The following is a 22,051-nucleotide window of genomic DNA, read 5'->3' on the forward strand; positions in this document are numbered from 1 at the left end:
TCCCCGGACCGGTCCCGCACCGCCGCCGCAGAGGTTGGAAATACCCCGGGGGGTACTTGTGTTAGTGTCTGCAGAGATACCCCTGGGGGTAATTCTTCGCTAGGAGGGAGCGTCCTGTGTTCTTCGTCGAGACCATCGAACTGCCAGGACTCGGCAACCGCAGCTACCTGGCCGGAGGCGAGCGCACGGCCGTCGCGGTCGACCCGCCCAGGGACGTCGACCGGGTGCTGGCGGCGGCGGCCCGGCGCGGGGTGCGCATCGCCTACGTCGTCGAGACGCACGTCCACAACGACTACGTCTCCGGCGGCCTGGAACTCGCCCGGCTGACCGGAGCCGGCTACCTCGTCCCGGAAGGCGCCCGCGTCCGCTTCGCGCACACCCCCGTACGCGACGGCGACACCGTGACCGTCGACGGCGACGCCCGGCTTGCCCTGCACGCCATGGCCACCCCGGGACACACCCCGCACCACACCTCGTACGTCCTCCGGGAGGCCGGCACCGCCCTCGCCGTGTTCACCGGCGGCTCGCTGCTGATCGGCACCGTCGGCCGCCCCGACCTGGTGGAACCGCGGCTGACCGAGGGCCTGGCCCGCGCCCAGCACGCCTCCGCCCAGCGGCTCGCCGCCGCACTGCCCGACGCCACCGCGGTGCTGCCCACCCATGGCTTCGGCAGCTTCTGCTCCTCCGGTCAGACGGAGGGCGGCAGCACGACCATCGGCCGGGAGCGCGTGGTCAACGACGCGCTCACCCGCGACGTCGACACCTTCGTCGCCGACCTGCTCGCGGGCCTGGACGACATCCCCGCGTACTACACGCACATGGGACCGGCCAACGCCGCCGGACCCGCGCCGGTCGACCTGACCCCGCCCGCCATGGCCGACCCCGAGGAGATAGCCGCGCGGCTTGCCGCGGGGGAGTGGGTGGTCGACCTGCGCAACCGGGTTGCCTTCGCCGAAGGGCACGTCGCGGGATCGTTCAACTTCGAGGCCGAGGGCAAGCTCGCCACCTACCTGGCCTGGCTGGTGCCCTGGGGCAAGCCGGTGACGCTGCTCGCCGAGACGGCCGCGCAACTGGCCGACGCGCAGCGCGAGCTGGCCAGGGTCGGCATCGACCGCCCGGCCGCCGCGGCCACCGGCGGGCCGTCCGACTGGCTCCGTCCGGGCGAGGTGCCCGCATCCTTCCCACGGGCCACCTTCGCGGACCTCGCCGAGCGGCACCCGGGGGAGGGCGTCGTCGTACTGGACGTGCGGCGCGACTCCGAACGGGCCGGAAGCTTCGTCGAGGGCTCGGTGCACATCCCGGTCCACCAGCTCCACCGGCGGACCGGCGAGGTCCCCGACGGCCAGGTGTGGGTGCACTGCGCGGGCGGCATGCGCGCCGCCGTGGCCGCCTCCCTGCTCGACGCGGCGGGCCGTGACGTGGTCGCGGTGGACGACGGGTTCGAGTCCGCGGAGAAGGCCGGACTCACGGTACGGACCGAACGGGAGGAACAGTGCCGATGAGCCCGGTCCGCCGCGGTCCCGCCCGTATCACCGCCCGCGAGGCCGCCGAACGCACGGGCCGCGCCCCGGCCGGCGGCACGCCCGGCGGCGCCGTGCTCGTGGACGTGAGGGAAGCGCGGGAATGGCGCGCGGGACACGCTCCCGGCGCGCTGCACCTGCCCCTGAGCGCCCTCGCCTCGGGTGCGGACGTGCCACCCGAGGCGCGCGGGCGGCTCCTGGTCGTCGTCTGCCGCTCCGGCAACCGCTCCCAGCAGGCCGCCGAACTGCTGACCGCCCGAGGCGTCGACGCCGTCGACGTGATCGGCGGGATGCGGGACTGGATAGGGGCCGGACTTCCCGTGGTGGACCAGCGGGGCGAGGACGGCACGATCGCGTGAGTGCTCTGCTCCTCGCCCTGGCCGCCGGGGCCGTCATCGGCCTGGCACTGGGTGCGCTCGGGGGCGGCGGCAGCGTACTGGCCGTCCCCGCCCTGATCTACCTGCTCGGCTTCACCCCGGTCGCGGCCACCACCGCGAGCCTGGTCATCGTCACCGTCACCTCGGCCACCGCGCTCGTCGCACACGCCCGCGACGGCCACGTGCACTGGCGTACCGGCCTGCTGTTCGCCGCCGCGGGCGTCGGCCCGGCCGTGCTGGGCGGCGCGGTCGCCGGACGGCTCCCGGACGCCGTGCTGACCGCCGCCTTCGCGTTGGTCGCCGCGGTCGCCGCGGCCCGGATGCTGCGCCCGCGCCCGGTCCCCGAGGCGGACCGTCCGGTACGGCCCGGACGGGCGGCGGCCGCCGGCGCCGGACTCGGCGCGGTCACCGGCGTGCTCGGCGTCGGCGGCGGCTTCCTCGCCGTCCCCGCCCTGGTGGGCGTGCTCTCCCTGCGCATGCGCGCGGCCGTGGGCACCAGCCTGCTGGTCATCACCGTCAACTCGCTGGCCGCGCTGGCGATGCGGGCCGGGACGGCCGACGGGCTGGACTGGGTGGTGATCGCGCCGTTCGCCGGTGCCGCGGTCCTCGCCGCGTGGGACGGCAGACGGCTGGCCGCGAAGGTGTCCGGGCCGGCGCTGCAGCGGATCTTCGCCGTGGTGCTGCTGGCGGTCGCGGCGTTCATGCTCACCGACGTGGTCGCCTGATGCGCGCCGACCGGCTGCCCTCCCGTACCGCGCCGTGGGCGGCCCGCCCTCACGCCAGCGACAGGAACAGCTTCTCCATCCGGGCACGCATCTGCGCGGGGTCCTGGCCGTCCGTCCGGCCCGCCTCGATGTCGGCCACGCACTTCTGCAGGCCGGTGGCGATGATGGCGAAACCGGCGCGGTCCAGGGCCCGGGAGGCGGCGGCGAGCTGCGTCACGACCTCCTCGCAGTCCCGGCCCTCCTCGATCATCCGGATCACCCCGGAGATCTGGCCCTGCGCCCGGCGCAACCGGTTCAGCACGGCCTTGAGGTCCGTGCCCTCCAGCTCCAGTTCCACGATCACTCCTTGCAAAATACCCCTGGGGGTACTGTACGTCCGTCTTCTCGACGACGTCGACCACCCCACCGACCGGAAAGGACCCGTTCTGCCGTGACCGTTCCCTCCACCCCCGTTTCCCTGGCCGTCGAGCAGGCGCGCTCCCGCCTCGACGAGCTGACCGTCATCGACGTGCGCACGCCTGGCGAGTATGCCTCGGGACACCTCCCCGGCGCTCTCAACATCCCGCTGGACCGCGTCCGGCAGGCACTGCCCGAGATCCGGCACGCGGCGGGGCGCGGCGAGATCCTCGTCGTCTGCGCCTCGGGCGCGCGCTCGGCCAAGGCCTGCGTCTACCTGGCCCGGCACGGTGTCGGTGCCGCCACCCTCGCCGGCGGCACCGGGGCCTGGGCGGCGGCGGGTCACGAGCTGCACCGGCCGACCGCCTGCGAGACCTCGGCGGGCTGGAGCATGGAACGTCAGGTACGTCTCACGGCCGGTTCGTTGGTGCTGCTCGGCCTGGTGCTCGGGCTGCTCGTCCACCCGGCCTTCCTGATCCTGTCGGCGGGCGTGGCGGGCGGACTGGTCTTCTCCGCGCTCACCGACACCTGCGGCATGGCCGTCCTGCTCGCGAAGCTCCCCCACAACCGGCCGCGCGCGGCCCGGCTCGACGCGACGCTCGAGACGCTGCGGAGCCGGTGAGACCGGGCGGCCGGCCGGTCAGTTCGCCGCGACCGGCCGCTCCGGCTCCCACCGGGCCGGCGCGTTCGGCCGCGCCGCCCTGCTGCTCGTCGGACGAGCCCCCGCCTCCCGTCCCGTGCGGCGCGGACTCACTCGTCGGGGCCCTCCTCGTGTTCCAGCAGGTGCCCCATGCGGTCGCAGAACAGATGGCCGACCAGCGCACCGCCGTAGACGACGAACCCCGCGCCGACCAGCCAGGACTCCACCACCAGGATGGTGCCGATGGCGCCGTAGCTGACCGCGTTGGTCACGATCAGCGGGGTGAACACCAGGAACGAGAAGGCCCGCAGGCCCACCAGGCCCACCATGGTGGCGACGGCACCGGGGAGGAGGAGCCGCCAGCGCACCTGGTGGCCGAGCAGGAAGTGCGGGCCCCACCAGAAGAACAGCACGCCGATGCCCACGCTCAGCAGCATGCGGTAGGTCCCGTCGAGCACCGTGCGGGTGAGCACCTGCACGTACAGGTACACCATGAGCGCGATCAGCCAGACGGCCTGCCGCCAGATCCGGTGCCACGGCCCGGCGGGCAGCCGCCACACCCGCTCGTAGCCGTTCTGCACGCTCGACGCGAAGGACACGCCGAACACCGCCAGCAGCACCAGACCCCACACGCTGGTGCTGCCGGCCACCTTGCGCGCCGGGCTGAAGACCTCCGAAAGCACGTCGGCGGACCGGCCGGACAGGTCCATGCCGTCCACCAGCCACAACGCGAACCCTCCGTGGTGCAGCGGATCGAGCGCGGCCACCACGATCAGCAACGGGGCCAGGGTGACCAGGGAGAGCGTGGCGAAACCCATCGCCCGGTGCATGAGTTCCAGCCGCTTCCCGCGCCGGTAGAGCTCAGCGGCCCACCCCAGGTGTGTCGTCGGGCGGTCGGAGGACTCCCGCTCGCTCAACTCGGCCGCCGTGAGCGCCCGTCTCCGCGACCGGTGCCGCTCGACGCCGGAGGGGACGGGGTGGGACGTGACATGGCGACGGCGCCTCCTCTCCGAGTCCCGGGTGACCGGCGTACGGCCCGCGCATACCCATCATCGCGACCCGCCCGCCGGGCCGCACCCGGGCAGGCGGGAATGCGACAGCACACCCGGGGCCACTCGTTCGGATCATGCCGGGCTCGCGGGCCCTGGTGCCGCTCCCCCAATCTCTTCGAGCAGGCGGTACCCCCAGCCGCGTTGTCGTCGGTCGGCGGGGCTCCGCCCTGCCGCCCTCCTCCGCCTCGCGATCCTCCTCCACTGCCTGAAGGGCGTGGGAGATGCCTCCGGCACCAGGCCCCGCTCCCTGATCCGCCCTGATCCGCCCGCGTGTCCAACTGGCCCCCACGGCAGCCGGGCCGATCAGCACCAACGTTGTGAACCGGACGTAGAGGTTCGTCCGGCCCACCAGCAGATGCACCTTCGCCGAGAACACCACGCAGACGACGGTCACCGTGGTGACGGCCAGCACGCCGGACGGTGAGCAGAACACCGCCGCCGGAGCGGGCGCACCCACCGTCAGGGGAGCCAGCCCGATGCCGGACCTCATGGCCTTGTCCACCACCAGCAACACGACGGGCAACGGCATCACCCCCCGGCGATGCGCCGCGGGTGGGACCACATCACGGTCCAGTGCTCCGGGTCGCGGCTTCGACCGTGCAACGAGACCACCACCTCCCGGTGGCCCGCCGCACCTCCCGCCACCGCGCAGCGACGGGATCAGGCCGGGCCGCGTCGGGCCCCTCGCCACACCGGCACTCCCATCGTCGCGCCGCCGCCGTGACCAGGCACACCAGGAGCACGGCCGCCCCTTTCGCCCCGCCGGACACATGCCCAGGCCCCCCTCGCCCGCGGACGAGAAGGGCCGCCTTTGCCGGTGATGAGGCTGAGCCTCAGCGGTCACATCCTGGTACAGACCATGTGCTCCGAGACCCAGACCCTCTTGCCGTGGCGGGTCTCGAAGTGTCCCTTGACCTTGTGGCAGTGGCGCGCGGTCGAGTACGAGGTGGTGCTCTTGGCGGGCGCTGCCGATGCGATGCCCACGGAGACCGTGGCCGCGCCGCCCGCCATGACGCCCGCAGCGAGGCCGGTGGCCAGTGCGCGTGTGAGTCGACGTCGCATAACTGGCTCCCTTTCGCTTGGAGATCAGGTACTTTGCTCATTTTTGTCGCCACTCCGGGCGCCTGCATCAGGGCTGGTGGACGGACCGGCCCCGGTTCCCTGAGTCCGTTCCGCACCGTACAAAGCCGGGCGGCGGCTCGCCATACTGGACGGGGGCCTCCCCGCGGATCTGGCCGGCGCCGGGATGGGGTCAGGGGGTGGCCCGCACGGCGGGCCACGGCCCGGAGAGGCGGGGTACACGGCGACGGGGGCGGCGGCGCGAGATGTCGGACACCATGCTGATCCAGGGCCGTTACCGGCTGCTCGACACCATCGGCCGGGGCGGCATGGGGGAGGTCTGGCGGGCGCGGGACGAGTCGCTGGGCCGCCATGTCGCCGTGAAGTGCCTCAAGCCGCTCGGCCCGCACCACGACCCGTCCTTCACCCGCGTGCTGCGCGAGCGCTTCCGGCGCGAGGCCCGGGTGGCCGCCGCTCTCCAGCACCGCGGGGTGACCGTGGTCCACGACTTCGGCGAGTCCGACGGCGTGCTCTACCTCGTGATGGAGATGCTCGACGGCCGCGACCTCGGACAACTGCTGGAGGACAACGACCACCGGCCCCTGGCCGTGCCCGACATCGTCGAGATCGCCGAACAGGTCGCCGCCGCCCTCGCCTACACCCACCAACAGGGCGTCGTGCACCGTGACCTGAAACCGGCGAACATCATGCGCCTGACCGACGGCACGGTGAAGATCTGCGACTTCGGCATCGCCCGGCTCGGCCACGACATCGGCTTCACCGCCCGGCTGACCGGCACCGGCGTCGCCATGGGCACCCCGCACTACATGTCGCCCGAACAGATCGGCGGAACCGACGTCGACCAGCGCAGCGACCTGTACTCGCTGGGCTGCGTGCTGTACGAACTCGCCACCGGGGCCCCGCCGTTCGACTTCGACGACGCCTGGGGGATCCTCGTCGGCCACCGCGACACACCGCCCGAGCCGCCGCGCCGCCACCGTGCCGGACTCCCCGAGTACCTCGAGCGGATCATCCTCGACCTGCTGGCCAAGCTGCCCGAGCAACGACCCGATGACGCCCACGAGTTGAGCCGCCGTATCATCGCCGGCCGCACGGCGGCACCGCGGTACGCGCCCACCGTGGTCGCCCCGCTCCCACGGCTCCGCCCGTCCGAGCGGGCCGGTCGTGACGCCCGCCTTCCGTCCTGGACAATGGGTATGACGACCGGTCACAAGGCGGCCGGGGCGGTGCCGCGCACGGCACTCCCGGACGCCGCGGCCGGCCTGACCGGCGAGTGGACCCCGCGCAGCGCCACCGACGGCTCCGCGGAGACCGGGCAGCCGCCCGGCGGGCGGCCCGTCCCGCCGCCGGAGGCCGTCGGGGCGCTGGCCGACCGGCACCAAGAGGCCCTGAGCCTGGGCCGGCTCGGCCGCTGGGCCGAGGCGGGCGAGGCGCACCGCGCGGTCGCCGGCGAGCGCACCCGCCTCCTCGGCCCCGACCACCCCGACACCCTCGCCAGCCGATACGAACTCGCCTTCAGCCTCAGCCGCACCGGTCGCGCCGCCGAGGCGCTGCGCGAGTACAAGCAGGTGGCCGAGGCGCGCATCAGGGCCCTCGGCGCCGACCACCCGGACACGCTCGCCGTGCGCCAGGAGATGGCGTACGTGCTGGGCCGCCTGGGCCGCGACTTCGACGCGCATCAGGTGTACGCGGCGGTGCTCGCCGCGCGCGAGCGCACCATGGGCCCCGACCACCCCGACACGCTGCGCTGCCGGCACAACCTCGCTTTCAGCCTCAGTCGGCTCGGCCGCCTGGTCGACTCCTACCGCATGGCCGGCCAGGTCGCCGCCGCCCGCGCCCGGGTGCTCGGGCCGCAGCACCCCGACACCCTGCTCACCAGGTTCGAAGTCGCCTACGCGCTCGGTCAGTTGGGGCGATGGGCGGAGGCCCTGGAGACTTACCGCGAAGTCGCCGAGGCACGCGCCCGGGCGCTCGGCGCCGACCACCCCGACACCCTGGCCGCCCGCTACGAGGTCGGCATCAGCCTGGGCCGGCTCGGCCGCAGCGCGGAGGCGCTCCGGCTGTACCGCGCCCTGATCGACGACCGCACCCGGGTGCACGGCCCCGCGCACCCCGAGACCCTGCGCGCCCGCCACGGTTTCGGGGTCAACCTCGGCCGGCTCGGCCGCTGGGAGGAGGCCCTCGCCGAGTCCCGCGACGTGTGCGCGATCCGTGGGCGCGTGCTCGGCCCCGATCACCCCGACACCCTCGTCAGCCGCCGCGAGGTCGCCGTGAGCCTCGGCTGGCTCGGCCGCTGGGCCGACGCGCTCACCGAGTACCGCGCCGTGGCCGCCGCCCGCGAGCACGTCCTGGGCGCCGGCCACCCCGACACCCTCGCCAGCCGCACCGACGAGGCCCACTGCCTGGAACAACTCGGCCGCGGCGGGGAAGCCGTGGAGCTGTACCGAAGGGTCGCCGGCCTGCGCGGGCAGCGAGCGGCCGACGGGCCATAGGCCCAGGATCCTCCGCCGCCCGTACCCTGGCCGAAGTGGATCACCGCGTGTTACGAAGGACCATGAGCGCACACGAGGGACACGGGACGTACGACGCCGTCATCGTCGGCGGGGGACACAACGGACTGGTCGCCGCCGCCTACCTGGCCCGCGCCGGACGGTCGGTGCTCGTGCTGGAGCGGCTGGACCACACCGGGGGCGCCGCCGTCTCCACCCGCCCGTTCGCCGGCGTGGACGCAAGGCTGTCCCGCTACTCCTACCTGGTCAGCCTGCTGCCCCGGAAGATCGTCCAGGACCTGGGCCTGGACTTCCGGCTGCGCACCCGCACGATCTCGTCGTACACGCCCGTCGAGCGCGCGGGGCGGCCCACCGGTCTGCTCGTGGGCGGCGGTGAGGAGCGCACCCGCGAGGCGTTCGCCCGGCTCACCGGCTCCGACCGCGAATGGGAGGCCTGGCAGCGGTTCTACGGCATGACCGGCCGCCTCGCCCGCAGGGTCTTCCCCACGCTCACCGAGCCGCTGCCCACCCGTGAGGAACTGCGCCGCCGCGTCGACGACGAGGAGGCCTGGCGGATCCTGTTCGAGGAGCCGATCGGCGTCGCCGTCGAGGACCGCTTCGCCGACGACCTCGTACGCGGCGTGGTCCTCACCGACGCCCTCATCGGCACCTTCGCCGACGCCCACGACCCGTCCCTGGCGCAGAACCGCTGCTTCCTGTACCACGTGATCGGCGGCGGCACCGGCGACTGGGACGTACCGGTCGGTGGCATGGGCGCCCTGACCGACGCCCTCGCCGCCGCGGCCCGCCGGGCCGGCGCCGTCATCGCCACCGGCCACGAGGCGATACGCGTCGTGAGCGACGGGCGCGCCGCGGAGGTCGCGTACCGCACCCGCGACGGCGAGGGCACCGTCGGCGCCCGGCACGTGCTGGTGAACGCCTCCCCGCAGGCCCTGGCCGCGCTGACCGGCGAGGAGGCGCCGGAGCTCGCCGAGGGCGCTCAGCTGAAGGTGAACATGCTGCTCAAGCGGCTGCCCAGGCTCCGTGACACCTCCGTCGACCCGCGCGAGGCCTTCGCCGGCACGTTTCACATCGCCGAGGGCTACCGGCAGCTCGCCGACGCCCACGCCCGGGCCGCCGCGGGTGAGCTGCCCGCAGCGCCGCCCTCCGAGATCTACTGCCACTCGCTGACCGACCCCACCATCCTCGGCCCCGATCTGGTCGAACAGGGCTACCAGACGCTGACCCTGTTCGGTCTGCACACCCCCGCCCGGCTCTTCGCCCGGGACAACGACGCCGTACGCGAGGAACTGCTGAAGTCGACGCTCGCGCAGCTCGACGCGCACCTCGCCGAACCGCTCGCCGACTGCCTGGCCACCGACGCCGACGGACGGCCCTGCATCGAAGCGAAGACCCCGCTGGACCTGGAGCGGGACCTGCGCCTGCCCGGCGGCAACATCTTCCACCGGGCGCTGAGCTGGCCGTACGCCTGGGAAGGCGCCGGCCGCTGGGGCGTGGAGACCCGGCACGCCAACGTGCTGCTGTGCGGGGCGGGCGCGGTGCGCGGCGGCGGGGTCAGCGGAGTGCCCGGGCACAACGCCGCCATGGCGGTGCTCGAGGGGCACGGCGCCTGAGGACGCGCGCCCCTCGTCCCCGCACGGTGAGGCCCCGCGCCCCGCGCCCCGAACGCCCCTCCGCTACCGGACCGCGGCGGTGTCCGCCGCCGCGGCGGGCAGGGTGTGCAGGGTTCCGCCGGACGAAGCTGGGCGAACGCTGGGGCCACCGGGGGAGCAGGCCGTCGCCAGGTCCGGCCGCCGAGGCCGAGGCTCGGCAGCGACGCCCCGTCCGCCGCGTCCAGCAGGTGCAGCCGGCCGCTCCAGCCGCCCGCGTACACGGCGGCCCCGTCGGAGCACAGCGCGAAGAACTCCTCCCGCTCCCCGTGGCACGCGTGCCAGATCGGCTCGCCGGTCGCCGCGCCCGGGCAGTGGACCGTGCCCGCGACGTCCCCGACGATCACCGTGTCGAGCACCCCGACCGGCGGCGCCACCACAGGCGCGCCGAGCCGGGCCGCCACACCGGTGTGCCGTCGGCGGCCGCCAGGCACCTCAGCGTGCCCTCGCCGCCCGCGATCACCAGGTGCTCCTCCGGCGGCAGCGGCGGCGCCAGGACCGGGGCCGGGAGCCGACCTCAGTCCGCGGAGGCCGTCCAGCCCTTCGCTTCGACACGGGACGCGTCCGTCGGGCGTGCCTCGTCGAACAGGACGGCGCGGCCGGTCTCGACCCGCTGGGCGTCGACGTAGGCGCCGCGTCCCACGTACAGGCGGTCGGTCGTGTACCGCCAGCGCAGGATCAGCCGCCCGGCCGCCGGGAGGTCGGCCGTGAGCCCGTGCCAGACCCGGCCCGAGTAGCCGGTGGCGGTGCCCGTGGGGTGCTGCTCCGGTTCCTCGCCCCGGTGCGTGGTGATGAACGGCACCGGCTGCCAGGTGGCGCCCCCGTCCGTCGAGCACTCCAGGACGAGCACGTCCGACCCGGGCTCGGTGTCCCACCACAGGCCGCACCGCAGCCGGGCGCCGCCGGCGGAGGTGTCGAGCATGGGGAGGGTCAGAGTCGCCGTCGCGGTGCTCGCCATCCCGGAGAACCACGCCGTGTGGCCCCGCGTCGGACGGACCGGCACGGCCCGTGCCAGGCCGTTGGCGGTGGCGACCCGCGGAGCCGAGCCGGAGCGCCAGTTGCGCACCGGGTGCACGGAGTTGCCGAGGACGACCAGGAACGAGTCGGTGGTCGGATCGAGGACCAGCGACGTGCCGGTGAAGCCGGTGTGTCCCGCGGTGCGCGGAGTGGCCATCGCGCCCATGTACCAGTGCTGGTGGAGCTCGAAGCCGAGGCCGTGCTCATGGCCGGGGAAGGCGGTGTTGAAGTCGGTGAACATCAGCTCCACCGACTCGGGCCGCAGGATGCGGGTGCGCCCGTACGCGCCGCCGTTGAGCAGCGTACGGCCCAGGACCGCGAGGTCCCACGCGCACGAGAACACGCCCGCGTGCCCCGCCACGCCGCCGAGGCTGAAGGCGTTCTCGTCGTGCACTTCGCCCCACACCAGACCGCGGTCCAGGCCCGACCAGGGCTTGCGGGCGTCCTCGGTGGCCGCGATCCGCGACTTCCAGGAGGCGGGCGGGTTGTAGCGGGTGCGGTCGAGGCCGAGCGGCCCGGTGATCCGCTCGTGCAGCAGGGTGTCCAGCGCCTGCCCGGTGACCGCCTCCAGGACCAGTTGCATGGAGATCATGTTCAGGTCCGAGTACAGGTACGCGGTGCCGGGCGGGTTGATCGGCGCCTCGTTCCAGACGAGCTCCAGTTTCCGCTCGTACGTCGGCGCGTTGTACAGCGGGATCCAGGCCCGGAATCCCGAGGTGTGGGTGAGGAGTTGTCGGATGGTGACGTCCTGCTTGCCCGCGCGCCCGAAGTCCGGGAGGTAGGACGCGACCTTGCCCTCCAGTTCCAGCGTGCCCCGTTCGAGCTGCTGCACCGCGAGCATCGAGGTGAACAGCTTGGAGACCGAGGCCAGGTCGAAGACGGTGTCCCGGGTCATCGGGATCTGCCGGTCCGCCGGGAACTCCACCGCGGTGTCGGTCTTCTCGTCGTACGCCGAGTAGCGCACCGCCATGCCGATCGGCTCGTGCAGCGCCACGGTCCCGCCGCGCCCGGCGAGCAGCACGGCACCCGCGTACCAGGGGTGCTTGGGGGATGGACCGAGGAACGCCTCGGCGTCTTCGACGAGTTGACGCAGGGGTGCGGCGAGCAGACCGGCCCGCTCGGGGGATCCGTACCGCAGGGTTGGGTCGCCGTTCGCCGGCGCGGCGGCGGCCGGGCCCGCGGGCAGCGCCGCGAGCGCGACAGCCCCGCCCAACGCCATTGTTCTCAGGCCCAGTTGGCGGCGGGTCAGCCCGCCTGCTGCTCTGCCTGCCGCGTCGTCGGTCGTCATGAGGCCTCCCGCCCACCGTCTGAAAGTATCTTTCGGGGATGGTCGTGTGCGGTGAAACTTTCGTGTCAGGCGGGGGCTGTGTCAACGGTGCGTGCGCACCCCAAAAGATCTGACGGGGCGTCAACCCGGCCGGACGGGCGGTGTTCCCAGAGGTTCTTGACCTCCCGCCGCGCCGGACCGAGGATCGTCTGTCATGACGCCTGGACACGGCAGCACGGTCGACGGAGTTCTGCGGCGCAGCGCCCGGCGCACCCCGGCACGCGTCGCCGTCGAGTACGGCGAGCGCTCCTGGACCTACGCCGAACTCGACGACGCCGTCTCCCGCGCGGCGAACGTCCTGCTCGGTCAGGGCCTCGCCCCAGGCGACCGCGTCGGCGCCTACGGCCACAACTCGGACGCCTACCTGATCGGCTTCCTCGCCTGCGCCCGCGCGGGCCTGGTGCACGTGCCCGTCAACCAGAACCTCACCGGCGACGACCTCGCCCACATCGTCGGCCAGTCGGGCAGCGCCCTGGTCCTCACCGACCCGGACCTGGCCGGACGGCTCCCTGCCGCCGCAAGGGCATTGCCGCTGCGCGACGCGGGCGACTCGCTGCTCGCCCGGCTGCCGTCCACGCCGCCGTACGACGGCCCCGAGCCGCGCTCCGAGGACCTCGTGCAGCTGCTGTACACCTCGGGCACCACCGCCCTGCCCAAGGGCGCGATGATGACCCACCGGGCGCTGGTCCACGAGTACCTGAGCGCGATCACCGCGCTCGACCTCAGCGCGGGGGACCGCCCCGTCCACGCGCTGCCCCTCTACCACTCGGCGCAGATGCACGTGTTCCTGCTGCCGTACCTCGCCGTCGGCGCGACGAACATCGTCCTCGACGCGCCCGACGGCGACCGGATCCTCGACCTGGTCGAGGCCGGACGCGCGGACAGCCTGTTCGCCCCGCCCACGGTCTGGATCGGGCTGGCCAACCGCCCCGACTTCGCCGCCCGCGACCTCGGCGGACTGCGCAAGGCGTACTACGGCGCGTCGGTCATGCCGGTGCCGGTCCTGGAGCGCCTCCGGGAGCGCCTGCCGCAACTCGCCTTCTACAACTGCTTCGGCCAGAGCGAGATCGGCCCGCTGGCCATGGTGCTCGGGCCCGACGAGCACAAGGACCGCATGGACTCCTGCGGCCGGCCGGTGCTCTTCGTGGACGCCCGCGTCGTCGACGAGGACGGCAAGGACGTGCCCGACGGCACAGCCGGCGAAGTCGTCTACCGCTCACCGCAGTTGTGCGAGGGCTACTGGGACAGGCCCGAGGAGACCGCGGAGGCGTTCCGCGAGGGCTGGTTCCGCTCCGGCGACCTCGCCGTGCGCGACCCGCACGGCTACTACACGGTCGTCGACCGGGTGAAGGACGTCATCAACTCCGGTGGCGTACTGGTGGCTTCCCGCCAGGTCGAGGACGTTCTGTACGCTCACCCGCGGGTCGCCGAGGCGGCCGTGGTCGGCCTCCCCGACGAGCGGTGGATCGAGGCCGTCACCGCGTTCGTCGTCCCCAGCGGCGAGGTCACCGAGGCCGCCCTGATCGCGCACGTCCGTGAGAAGCTGGCGTCGTTCAAGGCCCCCAAGAAGGTGATTTTCGTGGACGAACTGCCGCGCAACGCCAGCGGGAAGATCCTCAAGAGGGAACTGCGCGACCGGTTCGGTGCGCTGTGACGGCGTACCCGTCGGCGGAGGCCACCCCGAGCGCCCCCGCGCTTGTCCTGCGCCCCCGGGTCGCGGCGGACGCCGCCCACCTGGTCGAGGCGTACCGGGACGACTGCCTGCGCCGCTGGACGGCTCCGGCCGTGGACGACGAGACCGGCGCGGCCCGGTGGATCCGGGAGCGGCAACGGGACTGGGAGACGGGGAGCGCTTCGCGTTCGCCGTCCTCGAGGCCCGGGGGCTCGGGGGGCTAGAGGAACCAGAGGGGCACGAGAGGCTGGTGGGCCACGCCGTCGTCAAGAGCGTCCGTCCCGGTGCCCCGTCCGCCGAGGTGGGCTACTGGACCGCGGAGCGCGCGCGGCAGGGGAGTGGCGCCCCGGGCCCTGCTGGCGCTGACCGACTGGGCCTTCGCCATGTTCGGGTACCGGGGGCTGAACCGGCTGGAGCCAGTGCACCAGGTGGACAACACCGCCTCCTGCCGGTCGCGCGGAAACGCGGGTACGGGCAGGCCGGGCTCCTGCCGGCGGCACCGCCCGACTACCCGCTCGACGGCCACCTGCACATCCGCACACGGCTCCCGCACGGGGCTTGACGCACCTGGTGAAAAGTCCCCTCAGGTGGCCTGTTGACGCCGGGACTCGATCGCTAGGCTGACCCGCGGACGACGATTGGGGAGGAGCACGGACGTGGCCGAGAGCACTGTCCAGCAGCACCCGCTCGCGGGATGGGACAAGCCGGAACTGGATCTCAGCAGCGCGCAGTGGCAGTCCAGCAGCGGCGGCCTGGGAGATGTCCAGATCGCCTTCGTCGAGGGCTTCATCGCGATGCGCAACGGCGGCCGCCCGGAAAGCCCTTCCCTGATCTTCACCCCCGCGGAGTGGGGCGCGTTCATGTCAGGAGCGCGGCAGGGGGAGTTCGACCTCACCTGACCGGACGCCGATCGGGGGTGTTCCCCTCGCGTTCGGGGACAAGGGACCTTGAAAGCCCCGCCGGGGCCGGCGGCCGAGCGACGCCGGGCCCGCGAGGAGGTCTCCGTCCGGAGGAGAGGAACTCATGAGCACCCCACCGGTCGTCGCCGCCGTCGACGGCTCCGACGACAGCCTGCGCGCCCTGGACTGGGCCCTCGACGCCGCCCGGCGCCGCCGGGCGCCCCTGCGGGCGGTCCACGTCCGGCAGTACGCGGCCTGGACCCAGCCCGACGTCCTCGTCGCCGGACCGCCCGGGGACGACGGCGATCCGGTGCTCGACCAGGCACGCGCCCACCTCGGCGAGCGCACCCGCGGGACGGAGGTGGAGTACGCCGGGCTGGACGGGTTTCCGGGCGCCCTGCTGCCCGAACTCGGCTCCACCGCCCAGCTGTTGATCCTCGGCTCACGGGGGCGCGGCGGCTTCGCCAGCCTGCTGCTCGGCTCCAGCAGCCTGGCCGCGGCCCGCGACGCCGAGTGCCCGGTCGTCGTGGTGCCCCGCCCCGGCCGCGAGGTCCACGGCGAGACGACGGCCGGCCCGGGGCCACGGGTGGTCGTCGGCGTCAACGTCGACAGCCCCGACGAGGCCGTGCTCGGCTTCGCCTTCACGGAGGCCGCCCTGCGCGGGGCCGGCCTCCAGGTGGTCGCCGCCTACCCGTGGCCGCCTCCGGCCTGGGCGGCCCCGGCGGAGGTCACCACGCTCATGGTCGACCAGGACGCCGTGGAGAGCGAGACCCGGGCCCGGATCGAGGGCTTCCTCGGCCCGCACCGCGCCCGCCACCCCGACGTGTTCACCGAGCCCCACGTGGCGCCCGGCGACGCGGCCGGTCTGCTGGTCGCCGCATCCCGGGACGCGGAGCTGGTCGTGGTCGGCCGCCATCGCCGCCGCCTGCTGGCCCCGGCCCGCATGATGGGCTCCGTCACCCAGGCCGTCCTGCTGCACGCGGCGAGCCCGATCGCGGTGATCCCCCCGTCGCCGCCGGAGGAGTGACGACGGTCGCTCGGGGGTTACGGCAGGTCGACGTACTCGGCTGGTGGCCGGGTCACAGTGACCGGCTCTCCCGAGTGCGCACGATGCTGGACCGGCCGGGCCGGGACGCGCGGCTCGGTCCCGGCCTCGCCCCCGACACCCTCCGTCACGACGGCCGAGGTGGCACCGCCGGCGACCGGCCCGGGAACATCGCACTGAGCGACCGGGCACCCGCCCCCTCGAACGCCGTACCGGCGACGGCCACCGTCCGCGACCTGCGCGCCGCCGTCCCCGCGCACCGCTCGTCCACGCCGCTGATCGCCTTCTCGACCGGACCCCACGGGCAGCCGCGGCGCGCCCGCCACCACGAGCGGCACCGCGTGCACGGCACCGGGTGATTCCACCTCCGGTCAGTGGCCGCCCGCACACCACGCCGCAGGCCGGGGCACGTACCATGGCGGCATGTCGTTCCTCCGCCGCCGCAACGCCACGCCCGCCGGGCCCGACTTCGACGTCCTGGCCATGGATCCGGGCGACTGGCCCGGCAACCTGGGCGCCGGTCTGCTGCCCGCGCCCGACGGCACCTGCCAGGGCGTGTTCCTGCGCTACGACCTGTTCGGCGGCCGCGGCACCGCGATGATCATCGGCAATCTGCCCGAGGGCTCGGCCGCCCGCGAGGTCGCCGAGGGCGAGGTGCCCTTCGAGGTGGCACAACTGCTGCTGGCCCTGGAGAACGACGAGGAGGTCACCGTCGTCGGCAGCGAGGACATGCCGGTGCTCCAGGGTGACAACCTCCTGATCGTGCGCCGGCTGAGGCTCTCCGAGAGCCGTATCTCCTGCGTGCAGTTCGACCGCAGCGACGGCGTCCTGGTCACCATCGCCGCCTGGGACCGGCCGATCACCGACGACCTGTACGCCCTGCTCAAGCCGCTGCCCGCCGAGCTGTTCCACCAGGGCTGACCGGCCGCCGCGCGAATGGGCCGGCCCCCGCGGGACCGGCCCCTCACGTGCTCGTACGACCGCGGCCCGCTACCGGGACGACGGCTCCACCCGTACGTCCGCGGCCCGCACGAACGCCACCCGGTGGCCGAACTGGATCTGGTAGTACATGTCCTTGCCGACCACCACCCGGTGCGAGTCCGTGGTGAAGGTCGCCGAGTAGTAGTACTCACCCGGTTGCAGGTCGCCCACCACGTACTTCTGGCCCGCGAGCAGCTTGTACGGCAGCGGCGACACGGCCTGGACGGGCACGCCCGCCGGATAGGCCCCCGCCTCCGGGTACGCCCTGCCGTACACCGGCACGCTGTCCAGCCCGGCCTTCGGCGTCACCACCGTACCGGCCGCGTGCACCGCCGTCGGCTGCTTCGCCGGGTTCTGGAACCAGGCCTTCTGGCCCAGGTACCAGATCGCCGTCCAGTCGCCCTGCCGCTCGGCGACCGCGAACTGCTGTCCGGTCTCCACCCGGGAGGCCACGTCGTTCACGTCGATCGTCGAGGAGCTGCCGTCCGGCCTGAGGCCGATGTCCTTGATCAGCGGCGAGGAGGTGTCGGGCTGCGAGTACAGCCGCACCTCGCTGGAGCCGTGCGGCGAGCACGGCTCGCCGACGGTGACGCAGCCCGTGTACTCGGGCCGGTTGGCCGCGTAGTCGGGGCGGATCGTCACCAGCCCGCCGTTCTTGCCCGTGGACGGCTCGAACGGGCGGTCCAGCAGGTCGAAGTAGTGCCGCCAGTCCCAGTACGGGCCCGGGTCGGTGTGCATGTCGTCGATGTACGAGGTGGTCGGCCCCGGCACGGTGTCGTGGCCGAGGATGTGCTGCCGGTCCAGCGGGATGCCGTACTTCTCCGCGAGGTACTTCACCAGCCGCGCCGAGGACCGGTACATCGCCTCCGTGTACCAGGCGTCCGGCGAGGCGAGGAAGCCCTCGTGCTCCAGGCCGATCGACTTGGCGTTGACGTACCAGTTCCCCGCGTGCCAGGCCACGTCCTTGGCCTTCACATGCTGGGCGATCTGCCCGTCGGTGGAGCGCAGCGTGTAGTTCCAGGACACATAGGTCGGGTCCTGGACCAGGTTGAGGACGCCGTCCCAGCGGCCCTCCGTGTCATGGATGACGATGTACCGGATGGACTGCGCCTTCGGCCGGTCGCCCAGGTCGTGGTTGCCGTAGTCGTCGCCGAACTCCTCGTACGGCGCCGGAACCCACTCGCAGGACACCGAGGCCGGGCACTCCGTACCCTCCGCCGAGCGGTACGGCAGGGCCGTCCGCGTCAGCTGGGCGGTGCGGGGGGCGACGCCGGGCCGCGCGGCCAGGACGACCCGCTGGCCCGAATCGGTGGTGCGCCGCTCGCCGGAGCGGATCACGCGGTACACGTCGTCGGCGTAGGCCGCCGCCGCGCTGTCGTCCGCGCCGGAGAACCGGGCCACCGCGCCGTACCAGTCGGCCGGATCCGTGCTCAGCGGTTCGCCGAGCTTCTTCTGGGCGGCCGCCAGCAGGGCCGCGCCGCCCGCGATGTTCGCCGAGTCGTCCTCACGCAGCCGCGCGGCGGGGATCCCGGTCAGCTCCGCCGCCTTGGTCAGCGTCTTCAGCCGGACGGGCAGGGCGGAGTTCTCCGGCACCTTCGCCTCGGGGTGCAGGGGCGCCCGCGCGTCGTCCCCGCGCGCGTCCTCCGTGCCCCCGCCGTGGTGCGGGGCCCCGGCGAGCGCGGTGCGCGCGTCGGTCAGGTGCATCGGCCCGTAGCCGCCGGTCACGCTCGGGGCGCCGCCGTGCCCGTCCCAGCGCGACTGCAGATAGGACACGCCCAGCAGGACGCTGAGCGGCACGTGGTACTCGGCGGACGCGGACGCGAACGCCCGCTGCAACCGGCCGGTGTCGTCCGTGGCGGCGCCCGCGGACGGGGTGCCGCCCAGCAGCGGCAGCAGCAGCGCCGCCGAGGCGACGACACCCGCCGCGCTGCGCGCGCTTCTGCGTCCCGGCATCGCTCTGGGGTCGGTGGCGGATCCTCGCAATGCAGCCTCCTGGGGCGCTCGGGCGTAGCGGGGCGTGCAGGGCCGGCGTGGATCAGTGGTACCGGCTGTCCGACGATCCGTCAATCATGCGCACAGCAAGGCGATTCCCCATGTCAAGCGGCATCTCGGCGAGTTTCGGCACGGCGCCCTCAAGGCCTGCGCGGCGTCAGTGGCTTACACCAATGGCCCCTGCGGCCACTACTCCGAAAGAGCTGAACGAGGGCTAGGCAAGGGCGGGCAGGACAAAGGACCGCGGGCACCCCAGTCGGAGGGTGCGCCGCGGACCGTTGTCCCCGTCAGCGAGTGCCGACGGCTGCGCGTACGGCCCGGCGGGCCAGCTGGCAGTCGTCGTGGAGCCGCCGCAGCAGCAGCCGCTGTTCCTCGCCGGACGGCGCAGCACCCGGGTGGGCCGTGCCCGGTGCCGCCGGGGCCGTATCGTGCATGGAGCGCTGCACGGCCGTCTCGTACGTGCGGATCTCACGGGTGAGTACGAGCATCAGGTTCACCAGGAACGCGTCCCGCGCGGCCGGGCCCGCCGACTGGGCGATCTGGCTGATCTGCCGCCGCGCCACCGGCGCGTCCCCGAGCACCGACCACAGCGTCGCCAGGTCGTAGCCCGGCAGGTACCAGCCCGCGTGCTCCCAGTCCACCAGCACGGGACCGGCCGGCGAGAGCAGGACGTTGGCGAGCAGCGCGTCGCCGTGGCAGAACTGGCCCATGCCCTGCCGGCCGGCGGCGAGCGCGATGCCGTGCAGCAGCTTCTGCAGGTCACCCAGGTCCCGGTCGGTGAGCAGACCCAGCTCGTGGTAACGGGAGATACGGGCGGCATAGTCCAGCGGGGCGTCGAACGTGCCCGCCGGCGGCCGCCAGGCGTTCAGCCGGCAGATCGCGCCCAGGGCCGCCCCGATGTCCGCCCGCGGCGGGGCCTGCGCCGGGTGCCGCTGCAGAGCGGCCACCCGTCCCGGCGTCCGTTCGATGACCAGCGTGCAGTTGTCCGGGTCCGCCGCGATCAGCCGGGGCACGCGGACCGGTGGCCGGTGCCGGACGAACGAGCGGTATGCGGCTATTTCGTGCCGGTAGCGCTCCGCCCACGCGGGGGAGTGGTCGAGTAAACACTTGGCGACAGCCGTGCTGCGCCCGATCGTGCCGACCAGGAGCACGGACCGCCCGCTGCGGCGCAGCACCTGCACCGGAGAGAACTCCGGGCAGATCCGGTGCACCGAGGCGATCGCCGTGCGCAGTTGCGCGCCCTGAGGGCCGGACAAGTCGAGTCTCCCGCTGAGCGGTCGCGTGCCGGACCCCACGGCGTACCGCGTCCGGCCCGCACCGAGGGCGGGGGCCGCCGGACGCACGGGGTCGAGGTAGGGGCCGCCGGCGCCCGGGCGGGCACGCAGCGACCGGGGAGGGGCGGACACGGAGGACGATGCTGCGTACATGTGGCGGGACCGATCCCTTCGTGTGCCTGCTGCTTCAGCGCGCTCCCGGCCCGGGCGCCCGGGTGCACCCTGGGGAATGTCCCTCGGCGACCGGGTCGGGGTGGCGCGTTCCTACCTGACACCCGGTGCGCACTGGCACACCATCTGGCGCACCCTGGCGAACCCTGGCGAATAGTCGCCCGGCAAGTCGCGGCGGGTCTACTGTCAACTCAGCCGAGTACCTGGGGGCTTGACGTGACAGGACAACCCAACACCCGTCTCGCGGACCTGTTCGGCCTGGCCGGCTGGTCCAAAGGGGAACTCGCGAGGCTGGTCAACCGGCAGGCGGCGGCCATGGGCCACCCCCAGCTGGCGACCGACACCTCTCGGGTGCGGCGCTGGATCGACATGGGAGAGATCCCGCGCGATCCCGTGCCGCGAGTGCTGGCGGCCCTGTTCACCGAGCGTCTCGGCCGTGTCGTGACCATCGAGGACCTAGGTCTGGTGCGGCACGGGCGTACAGGGAAACGGCAGGGCGACGGGAGTGCGGAACATCCCGACGGAGTGCCGTGGGCGCCCGAGCGGACCGCCGCGGTCCTCACCGAATTCACGGGAATGGACCTCATGCTCAACCGACGCGGCTTGGTGGGCGCGGGCGCCGCGCTCGCCGCGGGCTCCGCACTCAGCAGCGCCATGCACGACTGGCTGCAATCCGATCCGACACTCAAGGCCGACACTCCCGCCCTCGACCATCCCCTGCACGCCGCCCCCGCTGGGTTCGACCGCTACGACGCCGCCCCCATCGGGTCGCAGGAGATCGAGGAACTCGAACGCTCGGTGGAGGTTTTCCGAGCCTGGGACGCGGCCCGGGGCGGCGGGCTGCAACGCAAGGCGGTGGTCGGCCAGCTCAACGAGGTGGGCGGCATGCTCGCCTACCGCCATCCACCCCACCTCCAGCGGCGCCTGTGGGGCGTCGCCGCCAACCTCGCCGTCCTCGCCGGCTGGATGTCCCACGACGTCGGCCTGGAACCCACCGCCCAGAAGTACTTCGTCATCGCCGCCCACGCCGCGAGGGAGGGTGGCGACCGGCCGCGCGCCGGAGAGGCGCTGTCCCGCGCGGCGCGCCAGATGGTGCACCTGGGGCGGCCCGACGACGCGCTGGACCTGATGAAACTCGCCCACTCCGGTGCGGGCGACCGCCTCCAGCCGCGCACCAAGGCGATGTTCCACACCATCGAGGCCTGGGCGCAGGCCTCGATGGGCAAGGGCCAGGCGATGCGCCGCACCCTCGGACAGGCGGAGAACCTCTTCGTCTCCGACCGCGGCGACGCGGAGCCGCTCGACTGGATGCAGACCTTCAAGGACGAGGACCTGTACGGCATGCAGGCGCTCGCGTACCGCACGCTGGCGGAGCACGACCCGGGCGCGGCCGTGCACGCCCAGCACTACGCGGAGAAGGCGCTGACCTTGCGGGTCGACGGGCGCGAGCGGTCGAAGATCTTCGACCATCTGTCCATGGCCTCCGCCTGCTTCATCGCGGACGACCCCGAACAGGCGGACCGGTACGCACGGTTGGCCCTGATGGCGATGGGATCGAACTCCTCCCGCCGCACCTGGGACCGGCTGCGCGAGATGTACCGGCTCACCGCCGAGTACGCCACCTATCCGAAGGTCGGCGAGTTGAGGGAGGAGATCCGGCTCGCCCTGCCGAAGCCGAAGGGCAGGAACGCCGGCAGCGCACCGGCGTAGGCTACGGGTTCCGT

Annotated in this window: 18 protein-coding genes and 1 pseudogene; 13 read left to right on the top strand and 6 right to left on the bottom strand. The window is 73.6% G+C overall.

The window, feature by feature from the left end; translation table 11 throughout:
* The first annotated feature begins 116 nt into the window (after positions 1-116).
* Genes ACFY4A_RS12185 through ACFY4A_RS12195 form a run of 3 tightly spaced genes read left to right on the top strand, consistent with a single transcriptional unit; the run spans position 117 to position 2,622 of the window.
* On the top strand, positions 117-1,502 hold the full coding sequence (locus ACFY4A_RS12185) for a rhodanese-like domain-containing protein (RefSeq protein WP_390829325.1): 1,386 nt from the start codon (positions 117-119) through the stop codon (positions 1,500-1,502).
* Complete coding sequence (locus ACFY4A_RS12190; protein WP_390829326.1) at positions 1,499-1,879, top strand: rhodanese-like domain-containing protein; 381 nt, start codon at positions 1,499-1,501, stop codon at positions 1,877-1,879. Before ACFY4A_RS12185 ends, ACFY4A_RS12190 begins: the two co-directional genes overlap by 4 nt.
* Positions 1,876-2,622: a sulfite exporter TauE/SafE family protein gene (locus ACFY4A_RS12195; protein ID WP_390829327.1), complete on the top strand. Its 747-nt coding sequence runs from the start codon at positions 1,876-1,878 to the stop codon at positions 2,620-2,622. Before ACFY4A_RS12190 ends, ACFY4A_RS12195 begins: the two co-directional genes overlap by 4 nt.
* A 49-nt stretch (positions 2,623-2,671) precedes the next feature.
* Here ACFY4A_RS12195 and ACFY4A_RS12200 read toward each other — a convergent pair whose 3' ends face one another.
* On the bottom strand, positions 2,672-2,959 hold the full coding sequence (locus ACFY4A_RS12200) for a metal-sensitive transcriptional regulator (RefSeq protein WP_390829328.1): 288 nt from the start codon (positions 2,957-2,959) through the stop codon (positions 2,672-2,674).
* A gap of 93 nt (positions 2,960-3,052) precedes the next feature.
* Between ACFY4A_RS12200 and ACFY4A_RS12205 the strand changes: the two genes are divergently transcribed.
* Positions 3,053-3,640 (top strand): rhodanese-like domain-containing protein, encoded by a 588-nt coding sequence (locus ACFY4A_RS12205; RefSeq protein WP_390829329.1) that lies wholly within the window; start codon positions 3,053-3,055, stop codon positions 3,638-3,640.
* A 128-nt stretch (positions 3,641-3,768) separates the two neighbouring features.
* Here ACFY4A_RS12205 and ACFY4A_RS12210 read toward each other — a convergent pair whose 3' ends face one another.
* Positions 3,769-4,575: a ribonuclease BN gene (locus ACFY4A_RS12210; protein WP_390829330.1), complete on the bottom strand. Its 807-nt coding sequence runs from the start codon at positions 4,573-4,575 to the stop codon at positions 3,769-3,771.
* Between the two features lie 975 nt (positions 4,576-5,550).
* On the bottom strand, positions 5,551-5,772 hold the full coding sequence (locus ACFY4A_RS12215; RefSeq protein ID WP_390829331.1) for a hypothetical protein: 222 nt from the start codon (positions 5,770-5,772) through the stop codon (positions 5,551-5,553).
* Between the two features lie 263 nt (positions 5,773-6,035).
* Here ACFY4A_RS12215 and ACFY4A_RS12220 point away from each other — a divergent pair, with 263 nt between their 5' ends.
* Both ACFY4A_RS12220 and ACFY4A_RS12225 read left to right on the top strand, forming a co-directional pair.
* On the top strand, positions 6,036-8,282 hold the full coding sequence (locus tag ACFY4A_RS12220) for a tetratricopeptide repeat protein (RefSeq protein ID WP_390829332.1): 2,247 nt from the start codon (positions 6,036-6,038) through the stop codon (positions 8,280-8,282).
* 62 nt (positions 8,283-8,344) lie between these two features.
* Positions 8,345-9,913, top strand: coding sequence for a phytoene desaturase family protein (locus ACFY4A_RS12225; RefSeq protein ID WP_390829333.1), 1,569 nt, complete (start codon positions 8,345-8,347; stop codon positions 9,911-9,913).
* 553 nt (positions 9,914-10,466) lie between these two features.
* On the opposite strand, the gene ACFY4A_RS12230 is transcribed toward ACFY4A_RS12225, so the two are convergent.
* On the bottom strand, positions 10,467-12,254 hold the full coding sequence (locus tag ACFY4A_RS12230) for a serine hydrolase (RefSeq protein ID WP_390829334.1): 1,788 nt from the start codon (positions 12,252-12,254) through the stop codon (positions 10,467-10,469).
* Between the two features lie 193 nt (positions 12,255-12,447).
* On the opposite strand from ACFY4A_RS12230, the gene ACFY4A_RS12235 reads away from it, so the two are divergent.
* From ACFY4A_RS12235 to ACFY4A_RS12260, 6 genes and pseudogenes are all read left to right on the top strand, one after another.
* On the top strand, positions 12,448-13,947 hold the full coding sequence (locus ACFY4A_RS12235; RefSeq protein WP_390829335.1) for an acyl-CoA synthetase: 1,500 nt from the start codon (positions 12,448-12,450) through the stop codon (positions 13,945-13,947).
* Positions 13,944-14,527 (top strand): annotated as a pseudogene (locus ACFY4A_RS12240) (GNAT family N-acetyltransferase). The gene ACFY4A_RS12235 and the pseudogene ACFY4A_RS12240 overlap by 4 nt, the downstream one beginning before the upstream one ends.
* A 94-nt stretch (positions 14,528-14,621) precedes the next feature.
* A complete protein-coding gene (locus ACFY4A_RS12245) occupies positions 14,622-14,864 on the top strand; it encodes a DUF397 domain-containing protein (RefSeq protein WP_390829336.1) in 243 nt (80 codons plus the stop codon).
* Positions 14,865-14,988: 124 nt separating this feature from the next.
* Positions 14,989-15,891, top strand: a complete 903-nt coding sequence (locus ACFY4A_RS12250; protein WP_390829337.1) for a universal stress protein — start codon at positions 14,989-14,991, stop codon at positions 15,889-15,891.
* Complete coding sequence (locus ACFY4A_RS12255) at positions 15,888-16,268, top strand: hypothetical protein (RefSeq protein WP_390829338.1); 381 nt, start codon at positions 15,888-15,890, stop codon at positions 16,266-16,268. The genes ACFY4A_RS12250 and ACFY4A_RS12255 overlap by 4 nt, the downstream gene beginning before the upstream one ends.
* Positions 16,269-16,332: 64 nt before the next feature.
* Complete coding sequence (locus ACFY4A_RS12260; RefSeq protein WP_390829339.1) at positions 16,333-16,830, top strand: hypothetical protein; 498 nt, start codon at positions 16,333-16,335, stop codon at positions 16,828-16,830.
* A gap of 69 nt (positions 16,831-16,899) precedes the next feature.
* On the opposite strand, the gene ACFY4A_RS12265 is transcribed toward ACFY4A_RS12260, so the two are convergent.
* Both ACFY4A_RS12265 and ACFY4A_RS12270 read right to left on the bottom strand, forming a co-directional pair.
* Positions 16,900-18,873: an N-acetylmuramoyl-L-alanine amidase gene (locus ACFY4A_RS12265; protein ID WP_390829340.1), complete on the bottom strand. Its 1,974-nt coding sequence runs from the start codon at positions 18,871-18,873 to the stop codon at positions 16,900-16,902.
* 296 nt (positions 18,874-19,169) lie between these two features.
* Positions 19,170-20,309 (bottom strand): aminoglycoside phosphotransferase family protein, encoded by a 1,140-nt coding sequence (locus tag ACFY4A_RS12270; RefSeq protein ID WP_390829341.1) that lies wholly within the window; start codon positions 20,307-20,309, stop codon positions 19,170-19,172.
* A 234-nt stretch (positions 20,310-20,543) separates the two neighbouring features.
* Here ACFY4A_RS12270 and ACFY4A_RS12275 point away from each other — a divergent pair, with 234 nt between their 5' ends.
* Complete coding sequence (locus tag ACFY4A_RS12275) at positions 20,544-22,037, top strand: hypothetical protein (RefSeq protein ID WP_390829342.1); 1,494 nt, start codon at positions 20,544-20,546, stop codon at positions 22,035-22,037.
* Positions 22,038-22,051: the final 14 nt, after the last annotated feature.

Source organism: Streptomyces sp. NPDC001292, from assembly GCF_042896465.1.
Taxonomy (GTDB): domain Bacteria; phylum Actinomycetota; class Actinomycetes; order Streptomycetales; family Streptomycetaceae; genus Streptomyces.

Excerpts from the sequence above, each read along its gene's own strand:
- ACFY4A_RS12260 (WP_390829339.1), top strand. The coding sequence starts at position 16,333 with ATGTCGTTCCTCCGCCGCCGCAACGCCACGCCCGCCGGGCCCGACTTC.
- ACFY4A_RS12270 (WP_390829341.1), bottom strand. The coding sequence starts at position 20,309 with ATGTACGCAGCATCGTCCTCCGTGTCCGCCCCTCCCCGGTCGCTGCGT.
- ACFY4A_RS12215 (WP_390829331.1), bottom strand. The coding sequence starts at position 5,772 with ATGCGACGTCGACTCACACGCGCACTGGCCACCGGCCTCGCTGCGGGC.
- ACFY4A_RS12230 (WP_390829334.1), bottom strand. The coding sequence starts at position 12,254 with ATGACGACCGACGACGCGGCAGGCAGAGCAGCAGGCGGGCTGACCCGC.
- ACFY4A_RS12225 (WP_390829333.1), top strand. The coding sequence starts at position 8,345 with ATGAGCGCACACGAGGGACACGGGACGTACGACGCCGTCATCGTCGGC.
- ACFY4A_RS12250 (WP_390829337.1), top strand. The coding sequence starts at position 14,989 with ATGAGCACCCCACCGGTCGTCGCCGCCGTCGACGGCTCCGACGACAGC.
- ACFY4A_RS12220 (WP_390829332.1), top strand. The coding sequence starts at position 6,036 with ATGTCGGACACCATGCTGATCCAGGGCCGTTACCGGCTGCTCGACACC.
- ACFY4A_RS12190 (WP_390829326.1), top strand. The coding sequence starts at position 1,499 with ATGAGCCCGGTCCGCCGCGGTCCCGCCCGTATCACCGCCCGCGAGGCC.
- ACFY4A_RS12235 (WP_390829335.1), top strand. The coding sequence starts at position 12,448 with ATGACGCCTGGACACGGCAGCACGGTCGACGGAGTTCTGCGGCGCAGC.